The sequence below is a fragment of the Rhizobium sp. BK529 genome (genome assembly GCF_014194105.1).
GTDB lineage: Bacteria > Pseudomonadota > Alphaproteobacteria > Rhizobiales > Rhizobiaceae > Rhizobium.
The window spans coordinates 95647-112789 of record NZ_JACIAU010000004.1; the positions used below are offsets into that span (position 1 = coordinate 95647).

General features: G+C 59.8%; 18 protein-coding genes. 1 reads left to right on the forward strand and 17 read right to left on the reverse strand.

The features are described from left to right. Nucleotides 1-120 precede the first annotated feature (120 nt). The 4 genes from FHX08_RS23245 to FHX08_RS23260 are packed head-to-tail and all read right to left on the reverse strand — an operon-like array spanning nt 121 to nt 2880. On the reverse strand, nt 121-393 hold the full coding sequence (locus tag FHX08_RS23245) for a hypothetical protein (protein ID WP_184327672.1): 273 nt from the start codon (nt 391-393) through the stop codon (nt 121-123). Further along, entirely contained in the window at nt 374-1264 is an 891-nt protein-coding gene (locus FHX08_RS23250; RefSeq protein WP_184327673.1) for a glycoside hydrolase family 108 protein, read from the reverse strand. The genes FHX08_RS23245 and FHX08_RS23250 overlap by 20 nt, the downstream gene beginning before the upstream one ends. 28 nt (nt 1265-1292) lie before the next feature. After that, nucleotides 1293-1655 (reverse strand): hypothetical protein, encoded by a 363-nt coding sequence (locus FHX08_RS23255; RefSeq protein WP_184327674.1) that lies wholly within the window; start codon nt 1653-1655, stop codon nt 1293-1295. A 4-nt stretch (nt 1656-1659) separates the two neighbouring features. Continuing rightward, a complete protein-coding gene (locus tag FHX08_RS23260; RefSeq protein ID WP_184327675.1) occupies nt 1660-2880 on the reverse strand; it encodes a hypothetical protein in 1221 nt (406 codons plus the stop codon). Between the two features lie 96 nt (nt 2881-2976). On the opposite strand from FHX08_RS23260, the gene FHX08_RS23265 reads away from it, so the two are divergent. After that, the gene (locus FHX08_RS23265; protein WP_184327676.1) at nt 2977-3213 is read left to right on the forward strand and encodes a hypothetical protein; all 237 of its coding nucleotides are present in this window, start codon (nt 2977-2979) and stop codon (nt 3211-3213) included. On the opposite strand, the gene FHX08_RS23270 is transcribed toward FHX08_RS23265, so the two are convergent. The 13 genes from FHX08_RS23270 to FHX08_RS23330 form a co-directional block, all read right to left on the reverse strand. After that, nucleotides 3154-5127, reverse strand: a complete 1974-nt coding sequence (locus tag FHX08_RS23270) for a hypothetical protein (RefSeq protein WP_184327677.1) — start codon at nt 5125-5127, stop codon at nt 3154-3156. The two genes, FHX08_RS23265 and FHX08_RS23270, sit on opposite strands and share 60 nt — an antisense overlap. After that, nucleotides 5127-7151: a hypothetical protein gene (locus FHX08_RS23275; protein WP_184327678.1), complete on the reverse strand. Its 2025-nt coding sequence runs from the start codon at nt 7149-7151 to the stop codon at nt 5127-5129. Before FHX08_RS23275 ends, FHX08_RS23270 begins: the two co-directional genes overlap by 1 nt. Next, nucleotides 7151-8185 (reverse strand): tail fiber domain-containing protein, encoded by a 1035-nt coding sequence (locus FHX08_RS23280; protein ID WP_184327679.1) that lies wholly within the window; start codon nt 8183-8185, stop codon nt 7151-7153. The genes FHX08_RS23275 and FHX08_RS23280 overlap by 1 nt, the downstream gene beginning before the upstream one ends. Next, nucleotides 8185-8640, reverse strand: coding sequence for an N-acetyltransferase (locus FHX08_RS23285; RefSeq protein ID WP_184327680.1), 456 nt, complete (start codon nt 8638-8640; stop codon nt 8185-8187). Before FHX08_RS23285 ends, FHX08_RS23280 begins: the two co-directional genes overlap by 1 nt. After that, a complete protein-coding gene (locus FHX08_RS23290; protein WP_184327681.1) occupies nt 8637-10229 on the reverse strand; it encodes a hypothetical protein in 1593 nt (530 codons plus the stop codon). The genes FHX08_RS23285 and FHX08_RS23290 overlap by 4 nt, the downstream gene beginning before the upstream one ends. Continuing rightward, a complete protein-coding gene (locus FHX08_RS23295) occupies nt 10229-10930 on the reverse strand; it encodes a hypothetical protein (RefSeq protein ID WP_184327682.1) in 702 nt (233 codons plus the stop codon). Before FHX08_RS23295 ends, FHX08_RS23290 begins: the two co-directional genes overlap by 1 nt. Beyond that, on the reverse strand, nt 10930-11706 hold the full coding sequence (locus FHX08_RS23300; RefSeq protein WP_184327683.1) for a hypothetical protein: 777 nt from the start codon (nt 11704-11706) through the stop codon (nt 10930-10932). Before FHX08_RS23300 ends, FHX08_RS23295 begins: the two co-directional genes overlap by 1 nt. Nucleotides 11707-11791: 85 nt before the next feature. Beyond that, nucleotides 11792-12283 (reverse strand): hypothetical protein, encoded by a 492-nt coding sequence (locus tag FHX08_RS23305; protein ID WP_184327684.1) that lies wholly within the window; start codon nt 12281-12283, stop codon nt 11792-11794. A 12-nt stretch (nt 12284-12295) separates the two neighbouring features. Then, nucleotides 12296-13261 (reverse strand): phage major capsid protein, encoded by a 966-nt coding sequence (locus FHX08_RS23310; protein ID WP_184327685.1) that lies wholly within the window; start codon nt 13259-13261, stop codon nt 12296-12298. Nucleotides 13262-13267: 6 nt separating this feature from the next. Continuing rightward, the gene (locus FHX08_RS23315; RefSeq protein WP_184327686.1) at nt 13268-14353 is read right to left on the reverse strand and encodes a hypothetical protein; all 1086 of its coding nucleotides are present in this window, start codon (nt 14351-14353) and stop codon (nt 13268-13270) included. Nucleotides 14354-14382: 29 nt separating this feature from the next. Further along, complete coding sequence (locus tag FHX08_RS23320; protein ID WP_184327687.1) at nt 14383-14679, reverse strand: hypothetical protein; 297 nt, start codon at nt 14677-14679, stop codon at nt 14383-14385. After that, nucleotides 14679-14936 (reverse strand): hypothetical protein, encoded by a 258-nt coding sequence (locus tag FHX08_RS23325; RefSeq protein ID WP_184327688.1) that lies wholly within the window; start codon nt 14934-14936, stop codon nt 14679-14681. The genes FHX08_RS23320 and FHX08_RS23325 overlap by 1 nt, the downstream gene beginning before the upstream one ends. After that, nucleotides 14936-17095, reverse strand: a complete 2160-nt coding sequence (locus FHX08_RS23330; RefSeq protein WP_184327689.1) for a hypothetical protein — start codon at nt 17093-17095, stop codon at nt 14936-14938. Before FHX08_RS23330 ends, FHX08_RS23325 begins: the two co-directional genes overlap by 1 nt. Nucleotides 17096-17143: the final 48 nt, after the last annotated feature.

Genomic DNA, 17143 nt, shown 5'->3' on the forward strand with positions numbered 1-17143 from the left:
CTGCAAGCCGCATCATGGCGGCACTGTTCGTTATTGGACGCGATGGCGGGGCCGGCGCTTGGATCTTGCGATGCGAGCAACGCTGCCTGCGGATCGGAAAACCGGGTAATCTGGTATCCGCTACCGTTCAGGGCAGTTGTCTTCTGGCAACCTGCTGTCACGCATGATGACAAGGCAACGGTCGCGAGCAGGGAGATTCCTGAAGTTCGCATTGTTCTTCTCCATGTTGCTGATGCGACCGACGGCCTCGACTGCGGCTTCGGCGCGGGCTTCTTCCTTGCCGAGAGACTTGCCGTGCCATGTGCCGCCCGTGAAGCCCAGGTAGCCGCCGATCGCGAAGGCAACGACGGCAGCCCCGGCGATCGGAACCCAGTCAGGCAGCAGCTTGAACATTGGTCTTCACCTGAAGGTCAAGGGCGTCGGCGCGTTCGGCCTGCCGGCGCTTCTGATACCAGCGGATGCCATAGGACGCGGCGCCGACAGCGATGCCGCCGACGATCAGACCGACGATCAGATTGTCGATAAGATGACTGGTCCCCTGGAATGGAGCGAGCTTGTCCTGGGCGGCGGCAAGAGCGCCGCCGAGCGTGAACGATCCGCCACCGCCGCCCGTCGCGGCGTCCGCAAGCGCGGTGCTGGGGGCAGGCTTTGCGCTGGACAGGAAGGCCTTCGCTTCGCCGCCAGGGGCATAAGAGATTTCAGGTCCGACAGAGCCGGTTGCCCATGCCTGGCCGACAGCCTTCACGTCTGCGATGCGCTTGAGCCAACCCTTACCAAAGGTCTTGAAGGTGCTCAGAGATCGAAGGAAGGCTTCGCGGCGCTCTATGATCTTGGTAATAAGGACGTCATTGTCGTTGACGCCGCCGGCCGCCAGGATCGTCCCCTGCCCTATGATGCCGTCGATCGCGCCCTGATAGAGCCCCATAGCCTGCAGCGCACGCTGGAGCCATTTGACGGACTGCGAGACGCCGGAATTCACATTGCCGTCGAAGACGACATAGGAAACGCCAGGCGCAAGCTTGTCGAGCTTGGCAATATCCCAATAGCGCTTCCGATAGATCGCCTGCAGCTCGATATCGGTGATGGTCCGGACGTCACGGGACGGCTTGCCGCTCGCAGCCAAGAATTCGGTGAAAACGCGCTGCGTGACGCCTTTCATCGTGGCTCCACCGGGATCATCAGGGTGGTTGGAATAGAGTCCTTCGTGGACGAGAACCTTGGGCAGAGAGCGCGCGAATTCGCTTGCCGTGTCAGGGACTGGCATTGGTAGTCTCCAAATTGTGAGAGAGCGATTAGAGTGCCGCGGCGGCCTCGAAGAACTGATCGATCTGGGACTCGCTGAACCCCATGGCCGCAAATCCGGCCTTCATCATGGGGCTGTCCTTCACGAACGTCCCGGAATACTCGTAGGCGATCTGCACGTCTCGCGACTGTTGGGCGACCCACGCGTCAACAGCATCGAGCAAGCCGGCGGACAGAAGCTGCAGTTTGAACTGCCGCGACGATACCGAAGCAATCGGCAATGATGGCGGGTTTAGGAAAGCCTGGACCTCCGCATCCGCCTCGTCCCTTTCCTCAACATCCAGATCCACTTGGGGAGCCCAGAAGAGTTCGCAAATAGAGCCATTGGCTCGCCTGATATATACAGTTGTCATTGGTTTATCCCCAAAGCCGCTTGCAGGAATAATCGTGCCAGCCACAGACGGACGCGTTGATTGCGCATGCGGTGCTCGTTACGCTGATGGATCGGAACAATTGGCCGGCTGTGTTGCTTCTGGCTTTGCCCGCAGCAGAGCTTTGATCAGGGTAATCGTTGCCTGATCGAGCCCTGACGCTCACTGAGGCGGGAGTGGCAATCAAAGCGTTGTTCGCGACTGCATCGCTGATCGCTCCCACACAATCTTGCCCTGGCGCCGCAACGACTGCCTGAAGGATAACCTTGATGTCCACGCTCACGCCAATCGGTATTAGGCTTGGACTGGCGAGGCCGGAAACGGTCGCGTTCGCTTGAAACCAGGCATAGGTGTCGGTGTTGATCTCATTGCCGACCTGCCAGAAAGGTACAATCTGGCTTGAGGCATTCGTTAACAGGGAGCCGATACGTGCGCCTGAATTCAGTTCCCAGCCGGAAGGTATGGTTGGCGTCAGACTAAGAGACGTCAGATAGTCACTGACGCCTGTCGAAATGTTGCGGATCGCGAACAGGAAATAGGTCTTGCTGGCGCCGATCGATCCAGTATCGAGCATCCCACCATTGTTCCCGGCGGAGAACGCTGACATCGTCTTAGTGTAGGCCGGCAAGACGTGTTTCTTGCCACCGAAGACGCCGGAACCTGCCGTGAATGAAATCGATGTGTTGCTTATCCAGGCCGGGATGCAATCCAAGAAGAAGTCGAACGGAGCTTCGGCAATTTTCTCGGTAAAGAATGCGGTACCTGAGCAATAGATTTCAGCGCTGTATCCAGACGGAACCAGCAAGGTCGCGGCGCCATTAATCTGTTCGGCAGCGCTTGGATCGATCGTAACGGCCCCGCCATCGGCCAAAACCGTCACATGCCAATTCGATCCAAGGCTGCCAGCTGCCGGCAGTGTAGCCGTCGCCGCAGCGGTGAACCGGATGAAGGCATTGTTGTCGGTCGCCAACACGGCGTAGTCTGCCGATTTCTCGGAATAGACCAACTTCTTATCGAGCTCGAGGTTTGTCCGCGCAGCTTCGACCGTTGCGGCTCCGGTACCACCCGCAGTGATCGGTCGAGGAGTATTCGCGTCGACAACAAGATCATCCACCACCGAATTGAACATCGCGCTTTTGATGGTGGTGTTCGGCTGTGCCGTCGTGTTCGGCGGCTTGGTATACTGGCCTTGTCCGTTCCTGGGCATTGGGTGTTCCTTCAATGGGAAAAGGCTCCCCAAGAGGAGCCCTTTCAAACCGGTCAGATTTCGCTTATCTTCGCCGCCTACCAACAAGGTCGGCTAATGGCGCTCCGCATCGTTCAAATCACCTGCATCGTGATCACCGCAGCGATCCTCTACGGGCTGAACGCGGCAACCGATGGACTCGGCCGCCTGCTAGGCTATGACTTCAATTCCGGCTTTCTCGTCGGCGCCGGCTTTATGGTCTTGCTGTACCTGGCTATCTGCTGGATCGACCCGTCATCGAGACCCCGCGGCACCGGTCGCAAGCAACAGGGCTTTGACGACAGGGCTCGTTAAGGCAGCCGCCCTGCTCGGTCCCGTAACCGCCATCAGAGCTTTCACAACGCTGTCGCTGTTTTTGCCTACGAGCGCCTTTGCAAGGCTTTCCCTCGCCGCGCCTTCCGTATCCGGCAGAAGCGCCCTCGCGACGCTCTCTGCCTTATCCAGTGCGAAAGAGCGCGCGGCACCGCGGACACCGCCGGCCTTGAACGATTCCTTCAATCCGAAACCACCGCCACCGGCCCCGCCGAGCTCGTTCTGAGCAGCAATGCGCGCGGCGCTTTCAGAATTGCGGGTAACGACATTGTTCGTGTCCGCAAAAATCCGCTCGTTTTCGAGGATCTTGAAAACCTTGTCGGCTTTCTCAGGCCCGAACAGCGTGGCAAGCCGGTCGCGGTTCCAGTCGCCCTCACCCTTGATGAGGCGGTTCATTGCCTGAATGTCGTTGGAGTTCGTCCCAACGATCCGCTCGATTTCGGCTCTGGCACCCTGCGAGAGACGCAAGGGCACTGCGGACGGGCCAATTTGCATCCCTTGAGGCAAAGCGCCTTCCTGGACCTCCTGTGCCAGTTCCTGAGGACGCGGCGCTGTCCTGCCGCTGTCCAGCACCTGCTGACCTCGCGTGACGGCTTCGCGCTGGCGCGCTAGCTCCGCGAAAGCAGCGTCGGCCTCCTTGATCTGCGGAACAGCACGCGTCAGACCGTCATCGATCATCTGGCGGGCATCGGTGAGCGCCGCGATAACCTTCGGATCGGCTTCAGTCTTCAACATGCCATCGATCGCCTGGCGCGTGTTGAACATCGTCACCGGGTTCGTATCGAGGACATTGGAGCCGTGGACATCGAGCATTCCGCGAACACGCTGAAGGGCGCGCTGCGGATCGCCTCGGAGGACGTTGATCTGGCGCTCGAGGTCGCTCGCGATCGGGCCAACATCATACGGGCGAGCCTGCTCAAATGCCTGCCGATAAGCAGGGCTCAAGGCAAGCTGGTTTCCTGCAGCCTCTGCGTCGATAGCAGAAGGGATACGAGCCGGACCGAAGTTCTCGTCAATCGTGGCATTGATGCGGGAATTTGCGCCCGACGCCCGTTCACCGAGCGCTGTGCGAACAATCTCCTGCCCCCTGCCCGGCGTAGCCGCTATCGCTCCGGCCTGCTTCTGCAGGTTCGGCCCGATATCCGCGAGCATTGCCTCCGGCCCCATCTCAGCAAGGCGAGACTGGACACCCGCGGCATCGAGACCGTCATCGGTCACGGCGCGGGCCAGATACTTGAGAGCCTGAGGCTTCATTCCGGCCATGCGGGAAACGCGAAGATTGCGGCCGGCATCAATCAGAGATTTGACGCCCTTCCCAACGACGGCTCCTACTGTAGGACCGGCGGCGCCAGCGACAAGACCCCATTTCGCCCCACTTTTGATAGCTTCCGGATCACCACCAGAGCGAATAGCAGCGTCGGTACCCCCGATACCTGCACCAGTCAAAGCCGAGACACCTGAACGCGCTAACAGGCTGCCACCGCCCGCGCCAAAAGCGGCCGGAGCCGCCATGATGGCCGGAACAGTACCGGCGACGCCGCCAGTGATCTGCGCAGCGGTGTCGAGCTTCGGATTGGCGGCCTTCTCAGCTTCGGTGCCTTCCTGGATGCGCTTCAGGGCGCTGTCGTAGGTTTCATCCGTCAGGCCGGCGATGGTTGCGGCGGCAGCGCGATCGACACCGCCACGGATGATCGGGCCGACAATCGGAATACCTTCGATGACGCCACCGGTGACGGTTCTTGCCATGGAAAGCCCGTCATCAGCCGGAGGACCGGCAGGCTGCGCCGGGAGCGATTTCGCAATCTCTTCGACGGTGGCGTTCTGCTGGTCCGGAGAGAGCTTCAGAAATCCATCATCGACGGAGACGCGGTGGCCGTTGATGTTCAGCGTCGGCATTATTGTTCGATGCTCCACTTGGTGCCGGTCGACGTGGTGCCGTTAGGCGCCGCAGGCTTCCACGGCTCATATGTCCCGAAATCCGGAATGACATCGGCCGGGTTGAACTTGTTGCGCTCGACGATGCCCTGATACTGCCCCGTGTCCTGTTTGAAGGCGCTGTCGTAGCCCTTCACTCGGCCATAGGCTTCCGTCATAATGGCTTGGCGGGTTTCAGGAGTAAGGGCCGCGCCGCCGTTCAGTGAGGCCAGGGCACCCTGCAGCCAATCGGGCCATGATGCGGTGCTCTTGACCATCGTCATTTCGCCCTCACGAACAACTGAGGTCGGGTCCATGATCTTGCCAAGGCCGTAGACAAGGTTGAGGTCGGACGCCTTCGAGCTGCGGCCGGCCGTCTCAGCCATCGATCGATAGATCGGCAGTGCCTGCGACAGGTTCTTGTAGCTCGGGAGCTGCTGGATTTCCTTTCGAAGGCTGGAAACATCGCTGAAATCGACCGCCTGCCCCGGCGCCGGCTGATAGATGACCTTACCGGAAGTTGGATCGATGACCGTTTCCTTGGCGCCGACCTTCATAGGGTCGCGCGGAGATTCGTAAACAACCTTGCCATCTGGGCCAATCAGGCGCCCATTAACTTCGGTTGGCTTGTTGCGCTCAAAGTCGAATTTCTGGCGCTCAAGATCGATCCGCTCCTGATCGGCCGGCGAAATCTTCGGGTTCTTCAGGTTGTCGAGCTCAATCTTTGTCTTGGCAAGGCCGGCCTGATAAGCCGGATCATTCTGCTTCAGCCACGCGTCATAGGCTGCCTGCTGGCGCGCCTGATCGCTCTGCATCATCGATCGCACCACGGCAGCCTGACCAGGCGTGATGTACGGGTCGGAGAGGATCTCAAGATAGCGGGGATCGACAGCACCCGGCACCGGAGGCGCTGGCGTCTTGCCTGAAAGAGCCTGAGCAACGCTGACACCCTTCTGATCGGGAACACCGGCAACAGTCGGCGCCGGAGCCACGTCCGTCCTCGGCAGCGGGGGTAACGGCTGACCATTGTCGGCAGGCTGGGCTGCCAGCGCTGCGGCCACCGGGGAAGGCTGCGCGGTCATCTGGCTGTTACCAGGAGCCAATGCGGCTACGACTGCCGGAGACGGCTGGCGATAAGCGGTCGTCACCTTTGGATCGACATAACCGGAAGCGGGCGCGGTCGCTGCAATCGCAGCAGAAGCATCAGGCGCGGGCATTCCCGCAGCGGGATCGAGGCTCGCCACCTGGGTACCACCGCCCTGCCCCTGAAACTCAGGCAGAAAGCTCGTCGCGAGGCTCAGGCGGCGGGCTGCTTCACCGCCGGGTTTGTCATAGCCCCTGAACGCCCAAGCGCGGTTCATGAGGCTCTGTGCCTCCTCCACGCTCTTTGCGTTATTGAGGCTGGCGATCAGGTTCGGATCTTCCTGAAGAAAGAACTTGGCCTGTCCTGCCGGCGAGAGATCACCGGTCGCAGCCAACGCTTCATAGCGTGGACCACGCCAAGACATGATGCCGCCTGCTCTGCCGGGTTTGCCGCTTTCGCTCGGATCGTCCCACGTCCGGTTTACATTACCCGGAGAGAAGTCGCTTTCGGCCTTGCCTGTCGCAGCAATGGCAGCAAGCGCATAAGGGTTCTTCACGCCTTCCTTCACGGTGTTGATGAAGTCGCTGTAAACCTGGTTGCCGGTCATATCGACCTTGCCGGGATCAGCGGCGCTGACTTCGGCAGCTGCGTCGGGAGACGGAATAGGGCTACCAGCGTCAGCGCCGCCCCAATAGCTCTTGATCTTAGCATCGAGCGCTGCGCTGCCGGCCTCTTGTTTCTTCTGTAACGCGTTCAGCCCCAGCCGGCCGGAGAGCGCCTGTGCAACCGACGAAATGCCCTCACCGATGCTCTGAGGCACCCGGCTATTAGCATCGGCAAGCAAGGCCTCGGCCACGGCGCGTTTGCGTGCGAGGGATTCGGCAGTCTCGCCTGTATTCCCGCCAAACAGAAATCCAGCCATTATGCTGCCATCCTTTCACCAATCTCGAAAAGCTTGCCGTAGTTGACCTGCTTCAGGCCGTCAGGGCGGGTCGTGACAGCATCAGGCCGCTTTTTCTCTGCTTCCTGCGCCATAACGCCGACATGCTTTTGTCCATCGTCGAACTTGCCGCGGTACCGGTATTCATAGACCTTGTGGCCCATCAGCCGGCCAACAGGCTTGATGTCTTTCTTGGCACGCCTGTCGGAGAGCGCCGGGTTGCCGAGGAGTGCTGCACCGGCACCGAACAGGCCGCCGAAGATGTTGTTGCGCTGGGCCACCTGCGAGTTGTAGGCGCCCATCTGGTTCTGGTAATTCGACTGGACCAACCCCGCATAGTCGACGGTGGGCAAGCTCGGCTGATTAGGAGTTGCACCGAACTGCGGAACGCCAACCTGAGTGCCACCGAGAAGGCCGATAATTTCGTTGATGGGCTGGTTTCGTTCGGTAAGGGCTTCCTGCACCGCCTGTTGATGCCCGTTCAATATCAGCGATGTCAGCGCGTCGTTGTCGGACTGCTGGGCCGTGGAAAGTTCTTTCCCATAGGCATCGGAGCCGGCTTTGATGCCCTGGTTCGCAAGGCGCGTGCGCAAAGCTTCATCGCGATCAGCAAGCATCGGATCGAGGCGTTTTCGACCGAGTTCGATAAGACGCGCCTCGGTGGCATCATTCGATAGGTCGACAGGCTTCGAAAGATAGTCTTTCAAGAACGACGACTGATTATTGGCGATATCGGCAAGGTTCAGGCTGGCCGCGTCGTTCTTGTTCTTGATGGCTTGCTGAGCCGCGGATAATGACGTCGTCTGCGTGTAGCGCGGGATCTGATACGTCGCGCCGGTCGTCGGGTCGGTGATGGTCGTATAGCCATTGGTCGAATAGGTGACCGAGCCGTCTGGACCATACTGATTGACGTTCTGCAGCTGCGCATTTGCCAGCGCGGTCGAAACGTTGGTGCCGGTCTGGGCGGCGGCCGTTTCTTTCGGGTCTGGAGCCTTTGGCGCCTTCGGCTTGCCCATCAATGCACCTCGTTCTTTCGATTGAACTTGTTGCTGGCCCACGCATCGTCAGTCAGCACAAACACGTTTTCGGCCTGATCCCGGCCACGAAGGCGCGGAATGCGATATCGCTCGAAGCCGTAGCGAAACAGGATGCTATGCAGCGCTTCGTCATGATCGGACACGCGCAAAACGACTGCCTGGCATTTCCAATCCCGGAATGGGATTTGGAACAGCACCCGAAGCGTTTCCTTCGTCAGCCAGCGCTTCGACGTGGAGGCCGCCGATATCTCGACGACGCCTGCTTCCGGCTCGAAATTATGGTAGATCGCTCCACCGATGAGCGTTTCGCCGTTGATCACCGCAAGACCTTGGCAGTTCCCGAAATCCCGTCCCTGCCCCGGCCAGATCTGGTTGGCCACCCATTTCGACAGCAGCCCGATTTCATCGCGCTTCGCGACAGCCCAGGTAATCACACCATCACCGCCCCGAGTTCATAAATCGCGTCGAGCTGGATGAGCTCGGTAACTGGCTTGATGCCCGTGCCGCACGTGATCTGTATCTGTGGCGAAACAGCGTAACCGGAATTACCGATCGAGACCCAGCGCGTTGAAACCTCACTGACAGATCCCGTATCCCAGACAGCAACATCCCAAAGTCCGACATCCCAAAGGCTGGTGTTCAGATCGGAGGCAGACTGAGGGGCGGCTGGCAGGTCAATCCGGTAATCCATGGACGCCGAAATCTTCGGCAGAAACGGGATGTTCGAATTGAATGTCGCTCTTGCCGAATGGACGATTTTGAAGGCGCCCGGACGTCGCATCTGATCGGGCAACGCGACATAGGTGCACGTGTAGGGCAAGCCGTCATCACTGCCGCCGTCTTCCATACGGTGGATGGTGCCTTTGCTGGTGCCGAAATAGCCGTCGCCTCCGAAGAGGGTCATGCACTGCGCATCCCAGCCGGTGAAGAAGCCCCATGCGCCTGTCTGCAGGTTTGCAGCAAAGCACAGCGTTGGAATGCCGTCATCAGCGCCAGGCAGCGACACAACCATCATATTGTTGGTCGGCCACTTCAGGATCTCCCACGGCCGTGAAGCGCGCTGCGGAACTTGCTTCTTCCACTCGGATTCGATCGTTCGAGTAACAGCGGAGAGTGACAGCGCGGCCGCATCCTTGTTGACCGCTTCGGAGATCGGAACAATTCCATCCTGGGTTCCGACGAGGAAATCACCACCGGCCGACATGGTTGCGTTTGGGCCTACCGGAGGAGTGATCTTATAGACGCCAACCTTGTTCCAGCTTGCGTCTCCAGGAAATAATCCCTGAAACACGGCGACTTCGCCCTCAGTCGAGATGAACAGGATTTTGTCATCAAGGCCATCGCCGGAATCCAACGACCACTTGCCGCCGGCGAGAACCGAACCGCCATCCTGAAACACACCGGCGAGCGAGAAAACCGACGCCGCCCCGCCGATGCTATCCACCGGCAGATACCAGACGTTCATGGTGTTCTTCTCGACGAAGAATAGACGGCTGGCAAAAGACCAGACGAAAGACAGCGCCGCAGTTGCTACGCCACTGAACGCCGGCGTCGAAAGCGTGTTGATCGCCTTCCATGTCAGGCCGTCATAGAGTTGCGCATCGTCGGCGCCATTGACCGCATACAGGTAATTCCCGCCAGCGGTTCCAAATTGAGCGACGGAGTAATAGCCCTCAGACTGCCCAGTGACGACCGGCACCGGCGGGACGTCCGGATCAGCAACCGAGGTGATATTGAAGATGTTCTCTTCATCCGACGCGAAGAACTCTTCGGCACTGCCGCTCTTGAAGGCCCACATGCGACGCACCGGCTCTGTGCCGATCGTAGCGACCTTCTGACTGCCGCCGCGCGTTCTGGCGCCTGTGGTGGTCGGGAAGAAATTTTCGAGCACCCGCGCGCCGCCTGGCTTCGAATTGCCCAGCGGCTCGTTCAGCACCACGCCGCGGATAGGTGCCGGAAACGTGTACGAGGCCGATACCGCTTGGCGGCGCGGCTTGCTGCCCGGTTTTCTCGCGTAGACCATCAGGGCGTGACCTTAAACGGGAATGCCCGCTGAACATTGCTGAAGGTGCGGCGAGGATTGCCGCTGACAACAGGCTTTGATCCCTTGTCGTTGTTCATGGCGGTATAGACGGCGTGATCGAAGGCATCCTCATCGGCATCCGATGCGACGCCCTTCTGGTCCCGGTACCGGAAAATGATGCCAAGCTCGAGCGCACGCTCCGAAAGCCGGAACGTATCCGTGTCGGAATCGAATTCGACTTTGTTCGGCCCACTTGCGGGCTTCACGATAAGGTCGCTGATGTAGATGAACTTCAGCGTGTCGGCAGTTTCCAGCACCGGCAGGATATGCAGCTGATCGCCGTAGATGATCCATTGGCCCGATACGGCCACGTAGGGAAGCGTCAGAAGCTCAAGCCACTCATCGGTATCGGTGATGTGCTCCATGCCCCAGAGCCACCGGCTAGACCAGAGTGTCGCCTTGGTTTTCATCCGCGCATAATCGCTCGGAAGGTCGAAGGCATCGGAGACGCCATCGCCGTTGAAGGTCTTGATGACCTGAAGAGCCTGCCAGTCGAATTCAACGTCGCGGATATCCTTTGCCACATCACCGGCGAGGCGAACGAGCTCCAGCATCTCGCGATCCGTCGAAGACATGACGGCATCAGGCTTCGGCAGCCCGACAGCGAGACAAACGTTTTGAACGACTGACAGGATCGTCATCAGGCGGCTTCCTGCAGAAGGGCGCGGAGCGTTTCAGCGCCGGCCTTGTGGTGGTACTTCACGCCCTTGGCATCGAGCTGGGCACGAAGCGCCGCAATGTCATTTTCACGAACGGCGTCGGCCGGGCTCGTGCGCTCTTCGAGAAGAGCCATAGCGGCGGCCAGCCTTTCGTTCTGCTCTTCCAGCTGTGCCCTCAGGCTGGCGACCTCGTTGTCACGCTCGACTTCGCGCTCGGCGGCTTCGGCGTTGCGCATGTTGTCGATGAAGGCCTTTGCCGAGTTGCGCAGATCCCGCATGTTCGGGAGGCGAATGCGTTCCAGCTGCGTTTCTGCCAGATCGCGGACATTCTCGACCGTGAGAATATTATACTTGCGCAGTTCCGCCGCCATCGCCGCCGAGACACCCGGCCAATGTGCAAGCGGCGTACCGTTGACGGGCAGTTCGTGGCCCTTGCGCCATGCCTCATAAGCCGGCTCGATCGCCGACCAGCGCGCCAGCATGAAGCGGGTTTTTTCAGCGTTCTCGCCTTCGATGATCTCCTGCGTCGGCCGCAGGTGGCGAATGCGTTCGGTGGTGTTGGCGCCCATCGGAGAATGAGCGGGGGCATAAGTCACCCAGTCGACTTCGACGGCCTCAAGGACGCGCTTGCCCTTTTCGTCGAGTTTGAAGCCGCGGGCGTCGACGTCATCATGAAGTTCGTCTCCCTTGACGGGAACGCGCTCAAACGTCTGGTGAAAACCAAGGATGATAACAAGCGGGCTTTTTTCGTCGGCCATTGTCGTTTCTCTTTTTCTGGAAGGTGAAAAGGAAGAGGCGACCCGTAAGCCGCCCCCAGTAGCCGTCTGTAGCGATCTGCAGAGATCAGTATGGGCAGTTCAGCATGACAATCTTCGCCGAAGCGTCGATCGCCACCGCGCCTCCCGCGTCGGTCACCGCGCCCATAACCTTCAACGAACCGTCCGTGGTCGTGGAGAGCGTCAGGGCGTTGCCATCGGCACCGGAGACGAGAGCGAGGTTCATGGTCGCCACGCCGCCAATCTGGATCCAGCAGTAGTCGCCAGAGTTCGGAGCGGACTGAAGCACGCCGGCGAGAGCGGCGTTCGTATCGGAGACGTCGGACGTGACGTCATTGGTGACGCCCGTCGAGACACCGCCTGGGGCATAGAAGCCGACAGAGTTGCCGGCCACCGCAGCGATTGCGCCCGCGCCGCCAAGATATCGCACGAAGCGATAGCGCTTGTTGTCGTGGGAGACGTAGATGTCACCGATGCCCGGAACCTTGCCGCTGTTGATGCCGGTGAGGTCGGCTGCGGTATAGGTCTGGTCGAGCTGTGCGCCTACAAAAGCAGTCATGGTCAGATCTCCTTATGCTGCGTCGAGCAGGACACCCTGCAGCGAACGGTTGGAGCAGACGAGATTGCCCATCCAGTAGTACGGGATGACCGTAGCGTCCTGGTTGACCGGCTTCTTCTCGTCATCCTGGGTCCACTGCGCCTCTTTGTGCTGAGCGACGTAGAGGTAATCGGTGTTGAGGAAGTAGCCCTTCTCGGCCGTCGTGGTGAAGTTGGCATTGTCGTCGTAGATGACGGTTGCCGACTTGTATTTCAGGTTGGCGAAACCGGCCTTCGCCATATCCTCGTCCATGTACCGCTGGAGCTGCTGCTCGCCGGATTCGTAGACCGAGTAGAAGTCATGGCTGAGAACCACGAGATCCGGCTTGTCGGCGCCGCGGGTGAGCGGGAGCCAGATACCGTTGAACTCGCTCTTGAGCGTGTCCTTCGTGTAGGCATTGGAGCCGGCGATTTCGCGGAACTTGTTGCGCCAGAATGCCCAGGTGGCAGACGGAATGCCGCCGACCGTACCTTGCCCGTTCGTCTGGATGATCTGGGCCAGGCCGCCGATCTGGTTGGCAAGAGAGCCATCCGAATAGACGTCGACCGAGAAGTTGTTCGCCGCCGTCTTGAGCGCGTTGGCCTTCTTGGTCTTCACCAGGTTGACCATCTTGCTCTTGCCGGAGTTCATCAGCAGTTCGCGGCCGGAAGCAACGACGTGGATCGCGATCTGCGCCCAGTCATACTTGGCCGAGGTGATGACGTCGGAACCGTTGACATTCAGCGTGTCGAAACCGGCGAAACGCTGATAGGTGCCGTTCTCGGCATATTCGAGCGGGATCTGAATTTCAGTACCGCCGTCGAGATCAATGAAGCGGCCCTTCTTCTTGAGGACGTTCAAGAGGGCATTATGCTTGGAAACGTTGTCGGTGACGTCCTTCGCGCTGTTGCGAAGGGTGGTGGACACCATTTCCGTAAAGATTGCAGATGGACCTGCCATCGGTGCTTATCCTTTGTGCTTATCGTAGACGGCGCCCAGCTCTTCCTCTTCGGTAAGCTCACGGGTTCGGCCGGTCGATGTTGAACGGAGATTGGCTTGGTTTGCCCTCTTCGCGGCCGCGACGCGTTCAGGGTCACCCGCTGCGGCGGTTTTAAGCGCGGCAGCTTTTGCCCTCAGGTCGGGGTCGGCGTTAACGGCCATGTCGTAAGCCCGCTGCAGAACGGCTTCCTGGGAAGCGGAACTGCCGAGCTTCTGTTTTGCAAAATGAATGAAGGTGACGAGATCAGGTTCGGGGATCTGGTCATACAGCGGCATGTCTTTCGACAGGCGGCTGATCAGGTCGTTCGTGCTCCCGAGCTCGCGCTCTTCAGTCAATTTCCTGGTGATGTGCTTGTCGATCTGCGACGGGTCGCCCATCGAGCGGATCGTACTTTCCAACTGGCTGATCTTTGCCAGGAGCACGGCGGAACTGTTTTCGTCTGCCGGACTGCCACCGGTACCGCCGAACATCTTCGCCAGTTCCGGGCGCAGTTCGTAGTTGTCGGCAATGGTCAGCAGCGTTTCCATCGGATTTTCGTCCATGCCACGCTGAAGGCTGAACAGATACTCGATGGCTTCATGGGGCTTGTAGTTGCCCCGCTCCCCGCCGAAATATTCCTTGTAGTTCGAAATCACGTCGCTCAGCGGCTTATAGGCCGAGATCAGCTGTCCCTGCTGGGAAAGCGTCTTGTGAAGCTCTTCCTGATGCGCCCGCAGATCGCCCTTCAGTTCGGCCGGCACCTTTGCCCAAAGGTCTTCCTTGCCTCGCCAGCTTGACGGGAGAGGAACGTCCGCCGGCGGCGTCGAAGTATCACCGGCGACCTTTCCCTCTCCCCCACCACCTTCCAGTGGTTCCTCGCCGGTATCGGCGTCGGCGTCGACAGCGTTGCTGGATACAAACTTACCGCCCTGGCCGCGCGCCGCGCCGTTGTCTCGCCCCATGCGGTCGAAGATGGCGCCGAGCGCGTCATCCTCGTTGGCATTGGTGTTGATCGTACCGGGATCGATCGCCGCGGAATCGTTCAGCGGCGCATTGAGTTCTTCGACGCTCATTGCGTTGGTCCTTGCTCAGTTTCGGGTGATTACAGGTACTCTTCGGAGACCTTCAGGCCGCGCTTCGCCGCGAAGGCCTTGTTCCGGATCTTGCCCTTGGTCGGGGATATCGACGGCTCGTATTCGACGCAGCCATGGCGCTTGAGATCATCACGGCGCTGGTTGCGCGAACCGATCACGCGGCCATCGATCGGGCTGCGATATTCCGGGATGTCGGACATGATGTAAGGGACTGCGACGGGCTTCGCGCGGTCCTCAGCGCTAAGCATGGGCAGGCCGGTCACCTTATCGACCATCTCTCCATTGCGACGAACGAACACCGGCATCAGAGCATGCCCTCAATGCCGGTTGCGGTCGTGCCGACCTGATAAACCTTGGCAGCATAGACGGGGCGCGTCTCGCCTGCAGCGAAGTTCAGCGTGCGGGATGTGCCTAACAGGGTATCAATTTTGATCGTTCCCGCAGCATTGGCGCGCAGAGCCCTGTAAGGTTGTGTTGGGGTATGATCTCCGCCCGAAACATCGATCGCAATCACGTCTTCTGCCGGCGACGTGCTGTCGCGGCCAAAATCACGCCAACTCATTAGGCCATCTCCTGGGATTGGGGCTGGATAATCGCGCCGGCCTTGGATGCCAGATCGATCTTCTTCATCTGAACGTCGAGCTGTTTGGCCTCGACCTCAAGACGCTTCAGTTCCTCTTCGAGAACCTTGATCGCGAGCTCGCGCTGCGCCTTCTGGCTATCGACGCCAGCCTTCGCGGTCTCGCGCTCCATCCGGGTCTGGAATTCGGCTGCGCGCCGCTCCTCGTCCTGCTGGGCTTGCTTGACCTTGATTGCAGTCTCTGCCTGCTCCGGTGACGGTTCCTGCGCTCCTGGCTGCCCCTGAGGCTGATTTCGGGCCTGTTCGGCCTTTGCCCTCGCATCGGTGACCATCTTTTCGAGCGTGTCTTCCACGGACTTGCCGAGGTTGAACATGCGCGAGGTGGAGGAAAAGATTTCCACCGCGGCATCAGCCGGCAGCGCGCCCTGCTGAACGAGAGGAGCGACGGCTGCGAAGTAAGCCGATGCGCCCTGAAGAAACTGCGAGACTTCCTGTTTCTGGCGCGTCAGGTCGGCACGGATCGTGGAATCGCTTTCGACGTCGATGCGGTAGTAGGAAGCGAGCGGCCGACGCAGCAGGTTTATGACGTCGAGCTTCAGTTTCTGCTGGTCTGGAGTGTCCTGCGGGTTGGGCAAGAGTGGAATGCCCGTCATCTCTTCCAGCGTGTTCAGCGAGAAGAGCTTCGGAATGATTTCGCTCATCATCACGAACAGGTCGCGGGCGCAGCGCTCCATCATGCGCTGCATCTTCTGGATGCGCAGCGAACCCCACTGGCTCTTGATGTTCTGCGCCGTGGCCGTTTCGGATGCCGCTGATGCACCGCGGACGATATCGCTAATCCCGGTGATTTCGTAGATCGCTTGCTTCGTCTGGTCCCGATCGGCGTAGAGCTCCTGCAGGGCCGTGATGAACTTCTCGATCGGCCAGAACGCGATTGCCGCTGCAATGCCGCCCTGGCTCTTTGACCAAAGCTCGCCGTTGTCGATCGGCGCGAACTCGTTGTCTTCCAGCTGCAGGACGCTCTTCAGGTCCGCCGCCTCGCCCGCATACCAGCCGCGGACCTTCATAGCCTTCGTCAGCACGTCTATACGCTTGGTGATCGTGTCGAGCTGGTCGGCCAGCTTGCGATAGATCGAGAACGGATTGACCGGCTTCAGGCGGCCCGTCAGTTCGATCGGCTGCATGGGCGTCGGGATCGGGAAGAAGTTCTTCAGTCCAAGCGGATCGTCGATCGTTTTCAGCATAACGCCGTCATCGCTGACGAATTTCACTTTCCTCGTCTTCTTGCACCAGATTTCCCAGCCGCAGATATCGCCGTCGCTCTTCGACCAGGTGTTCTTCTCGCCTTCGTCGAACTGGCTGCGGATCAGATTGCTGTCGAAGGACTCTTCCTCATCTTCCTTCGGGATGACGAAACGAAAGGCGTCCCACTGCCGGTCTTCCCAACGCTTGGCCGGACCGTGGCGGTAATCCTTCCAACTGACAGCCTCGAAGCAGATCCGCTCGTTCTCGACGGTCTCCAAGGGTGGGCCGCCGTTGCCGCCTATGCCGTTGGACCCAAAGCCGAGAGGCACTGGATCATCAGACGCCGCAGTCTCAGCAAGCCCATCATTGAACATCGTGGCGCCGATTTCTTCCGATGACCGGCCATTGTCCGGGCCTTCGTCGGTATCAGCGTCCGCGTCCCTGAGGTCCTGGTCAGTCGGCTCACCGCCTACGATATCACTCTTGAACTTCAGGCGGACAATGCCGCGGCCAGCGAGAAACGAATCCTGCGCGCCGGCTTCCATCTCGACCTGCAGACGGCTGTCATCGATCTGAACGGAAATGGCCCGTTCCATGATGTCGGCGACGATGCGCGCTGCAGGGTCCGGATCATTGAAACGCCTGCGGATGTCCGGTACCGGCGGCGAATTGATCACCGCAGGAACAATGGTTTCGACGTTTGCGAAGAGGATGTTGAAGTCGTACCGCGACCCCAGCGCCTTTTCGTCGTTCTCCGCCTTCTCTTCGTTGGTGTAGGCGCGGACGGCCTTTGCCGCGTCGTCGAGCCAGTCCTTTTCCAGCTTCTCGGCGGCTTTGATCTTGTCGATCCAGCGCTGCCCCTCTTCGCGGAGCTTTCTGTTCGGAGAAGCGGTCATTGATTATCCCACGCGAAAAAGGCCCGCCACGGATGACGAGCCTCTGAA

What these genes read in the sequence shown, in the direction of transcription:
- FHX08_RS23245 (WP_184327672.1), bottom strand. Translation starts at nt 393, where the DNA reads ATGTTCAAGCTGCTGCCTGACTGGGTTCCGATCGCCGGGGCTGCCGTC.
- FHX08_RS23250 (WP_184327673.1), bottom strand. Translation starts at nt 1,264, where the DNA reads ATGCCAGTCCCTGACACGGCAAGCGAATTCGCGCGCTCTCTGCCCAAG.
- FHX08_RS23255 (WP_184327674.1), bottom strand. Translation starts at nt 1,655, where the DNA reads ATGACAACTGTATATATCAGGCGAGCCAATGGCTCTATTTGCGAACTC.
- FHX08_RS23260 (WP_184327675.1), bottom strand. Translation starts at nt 2,880, where the DNA reads ATGCCCAGGAACGGACAAGGCCAGTATACCAAGCCGCCGAACACGACG.
- FHX08_RS23265 (WP_184327676.1), top strand. Translation starts at nt 2,977, where the DNA reads ATGGCGCTCCGCATCGTTCAAATCACCTGCATCGTGATCACCGCAGCG.
- FHX08_RS23270 (WP_184327677.1), bottom strand. Translation starts at nt 5,127, where the DNA reads ATGCCGACGCTGAACATCAACGGCCACCGCGTCTCCGTCGATGATGGA.
- FHX08_RS23275 (WP_184327678.1), bottom strand. Translation starts at nt 7,151, where the DNA reads ATGGCTGGATTTCTGTTTGGCGGGAATACAGGCGAGACTGCCGAATCC.
- FHX08_RS23280 (WP_184327679.1), bottom strand. Translation starts at nt 8,185, where the DNA reads ATGGGCAAGCCGAAGGCGCCAAAGGCTCCAGACCCGAAAGAAACGGCC.
- FHX08_RS23290 (WP_184327681.1), bottom strand. Translation starts at nt 10,229, where the DNA reads ATGGTCTACGCGAGAAAACCGGGCAGCAAGCCGCGCCGCCAAGCGGTA.
- FHX08_RS23295 (WP_184327682.1), bottom strand. Translation starts at nt 10,930, where the DNA reads ATGACGATCCTGTCAGTCGTTCAAAACGTTTGTCTCGCTGTCGGGCTG.
- FHX08_RS23300 (WP_184327683.1), bottom strand. Translation starts at nt 11,706, where the DNA reads ATGGCCGACGAAAAAAGCCCGCTTGTTATCATCCTTGGTTTTCACCAG.
- FHX08_RS23305 (WP_184327684.1), bottom strand. Translation starts at nt 12,283, where the DNA reads ATGACTGCTTTTGTAGGCGCACAGCTCGACCAGACCTATACCGCAGCC.
- FHX08_RS23310 (WP_184327685.1), bottom strand. Translation starts at nt 13,261, where the DNA reads ATGGCAGGTCCATCTGCAATCTTTACGGAAATGGTGTCCACCACCCTT.
- FHX08_RS23315 (WP_184327686.1), bottom strand. Translation starts at nt 14,353, where the DNA reads ATGAGCGTCGAAGAACTCAATGCGCCGCTGAACGATTCCGCGGCGATC.
- FHX08_RS23320 (WP_184327687.1), bottom strand. Translation starts at nt 14,679, where the DNA reads ATGCCGGTGTTCGTTCGTCGCAATGGAGAGATGGTCGATAAGGTGACC.
- FHX08_RS23325 (WP_184327688.1), bottom strand. Translation starts at nt 14,936, where the DNA reads ATGAGTTGGCGTGATTTTGGCCGCGACAGCACGTCGCCGGCAGAAGAC.
- FHX08_RS23330 (WP_184327689.1), bottom strand. Translation starts at nt 17,095, where the DNA reads ATGACCGCTTCTCCGAACAGAAAGCTCCGCGAAGAGGGGCAGCGCTGG.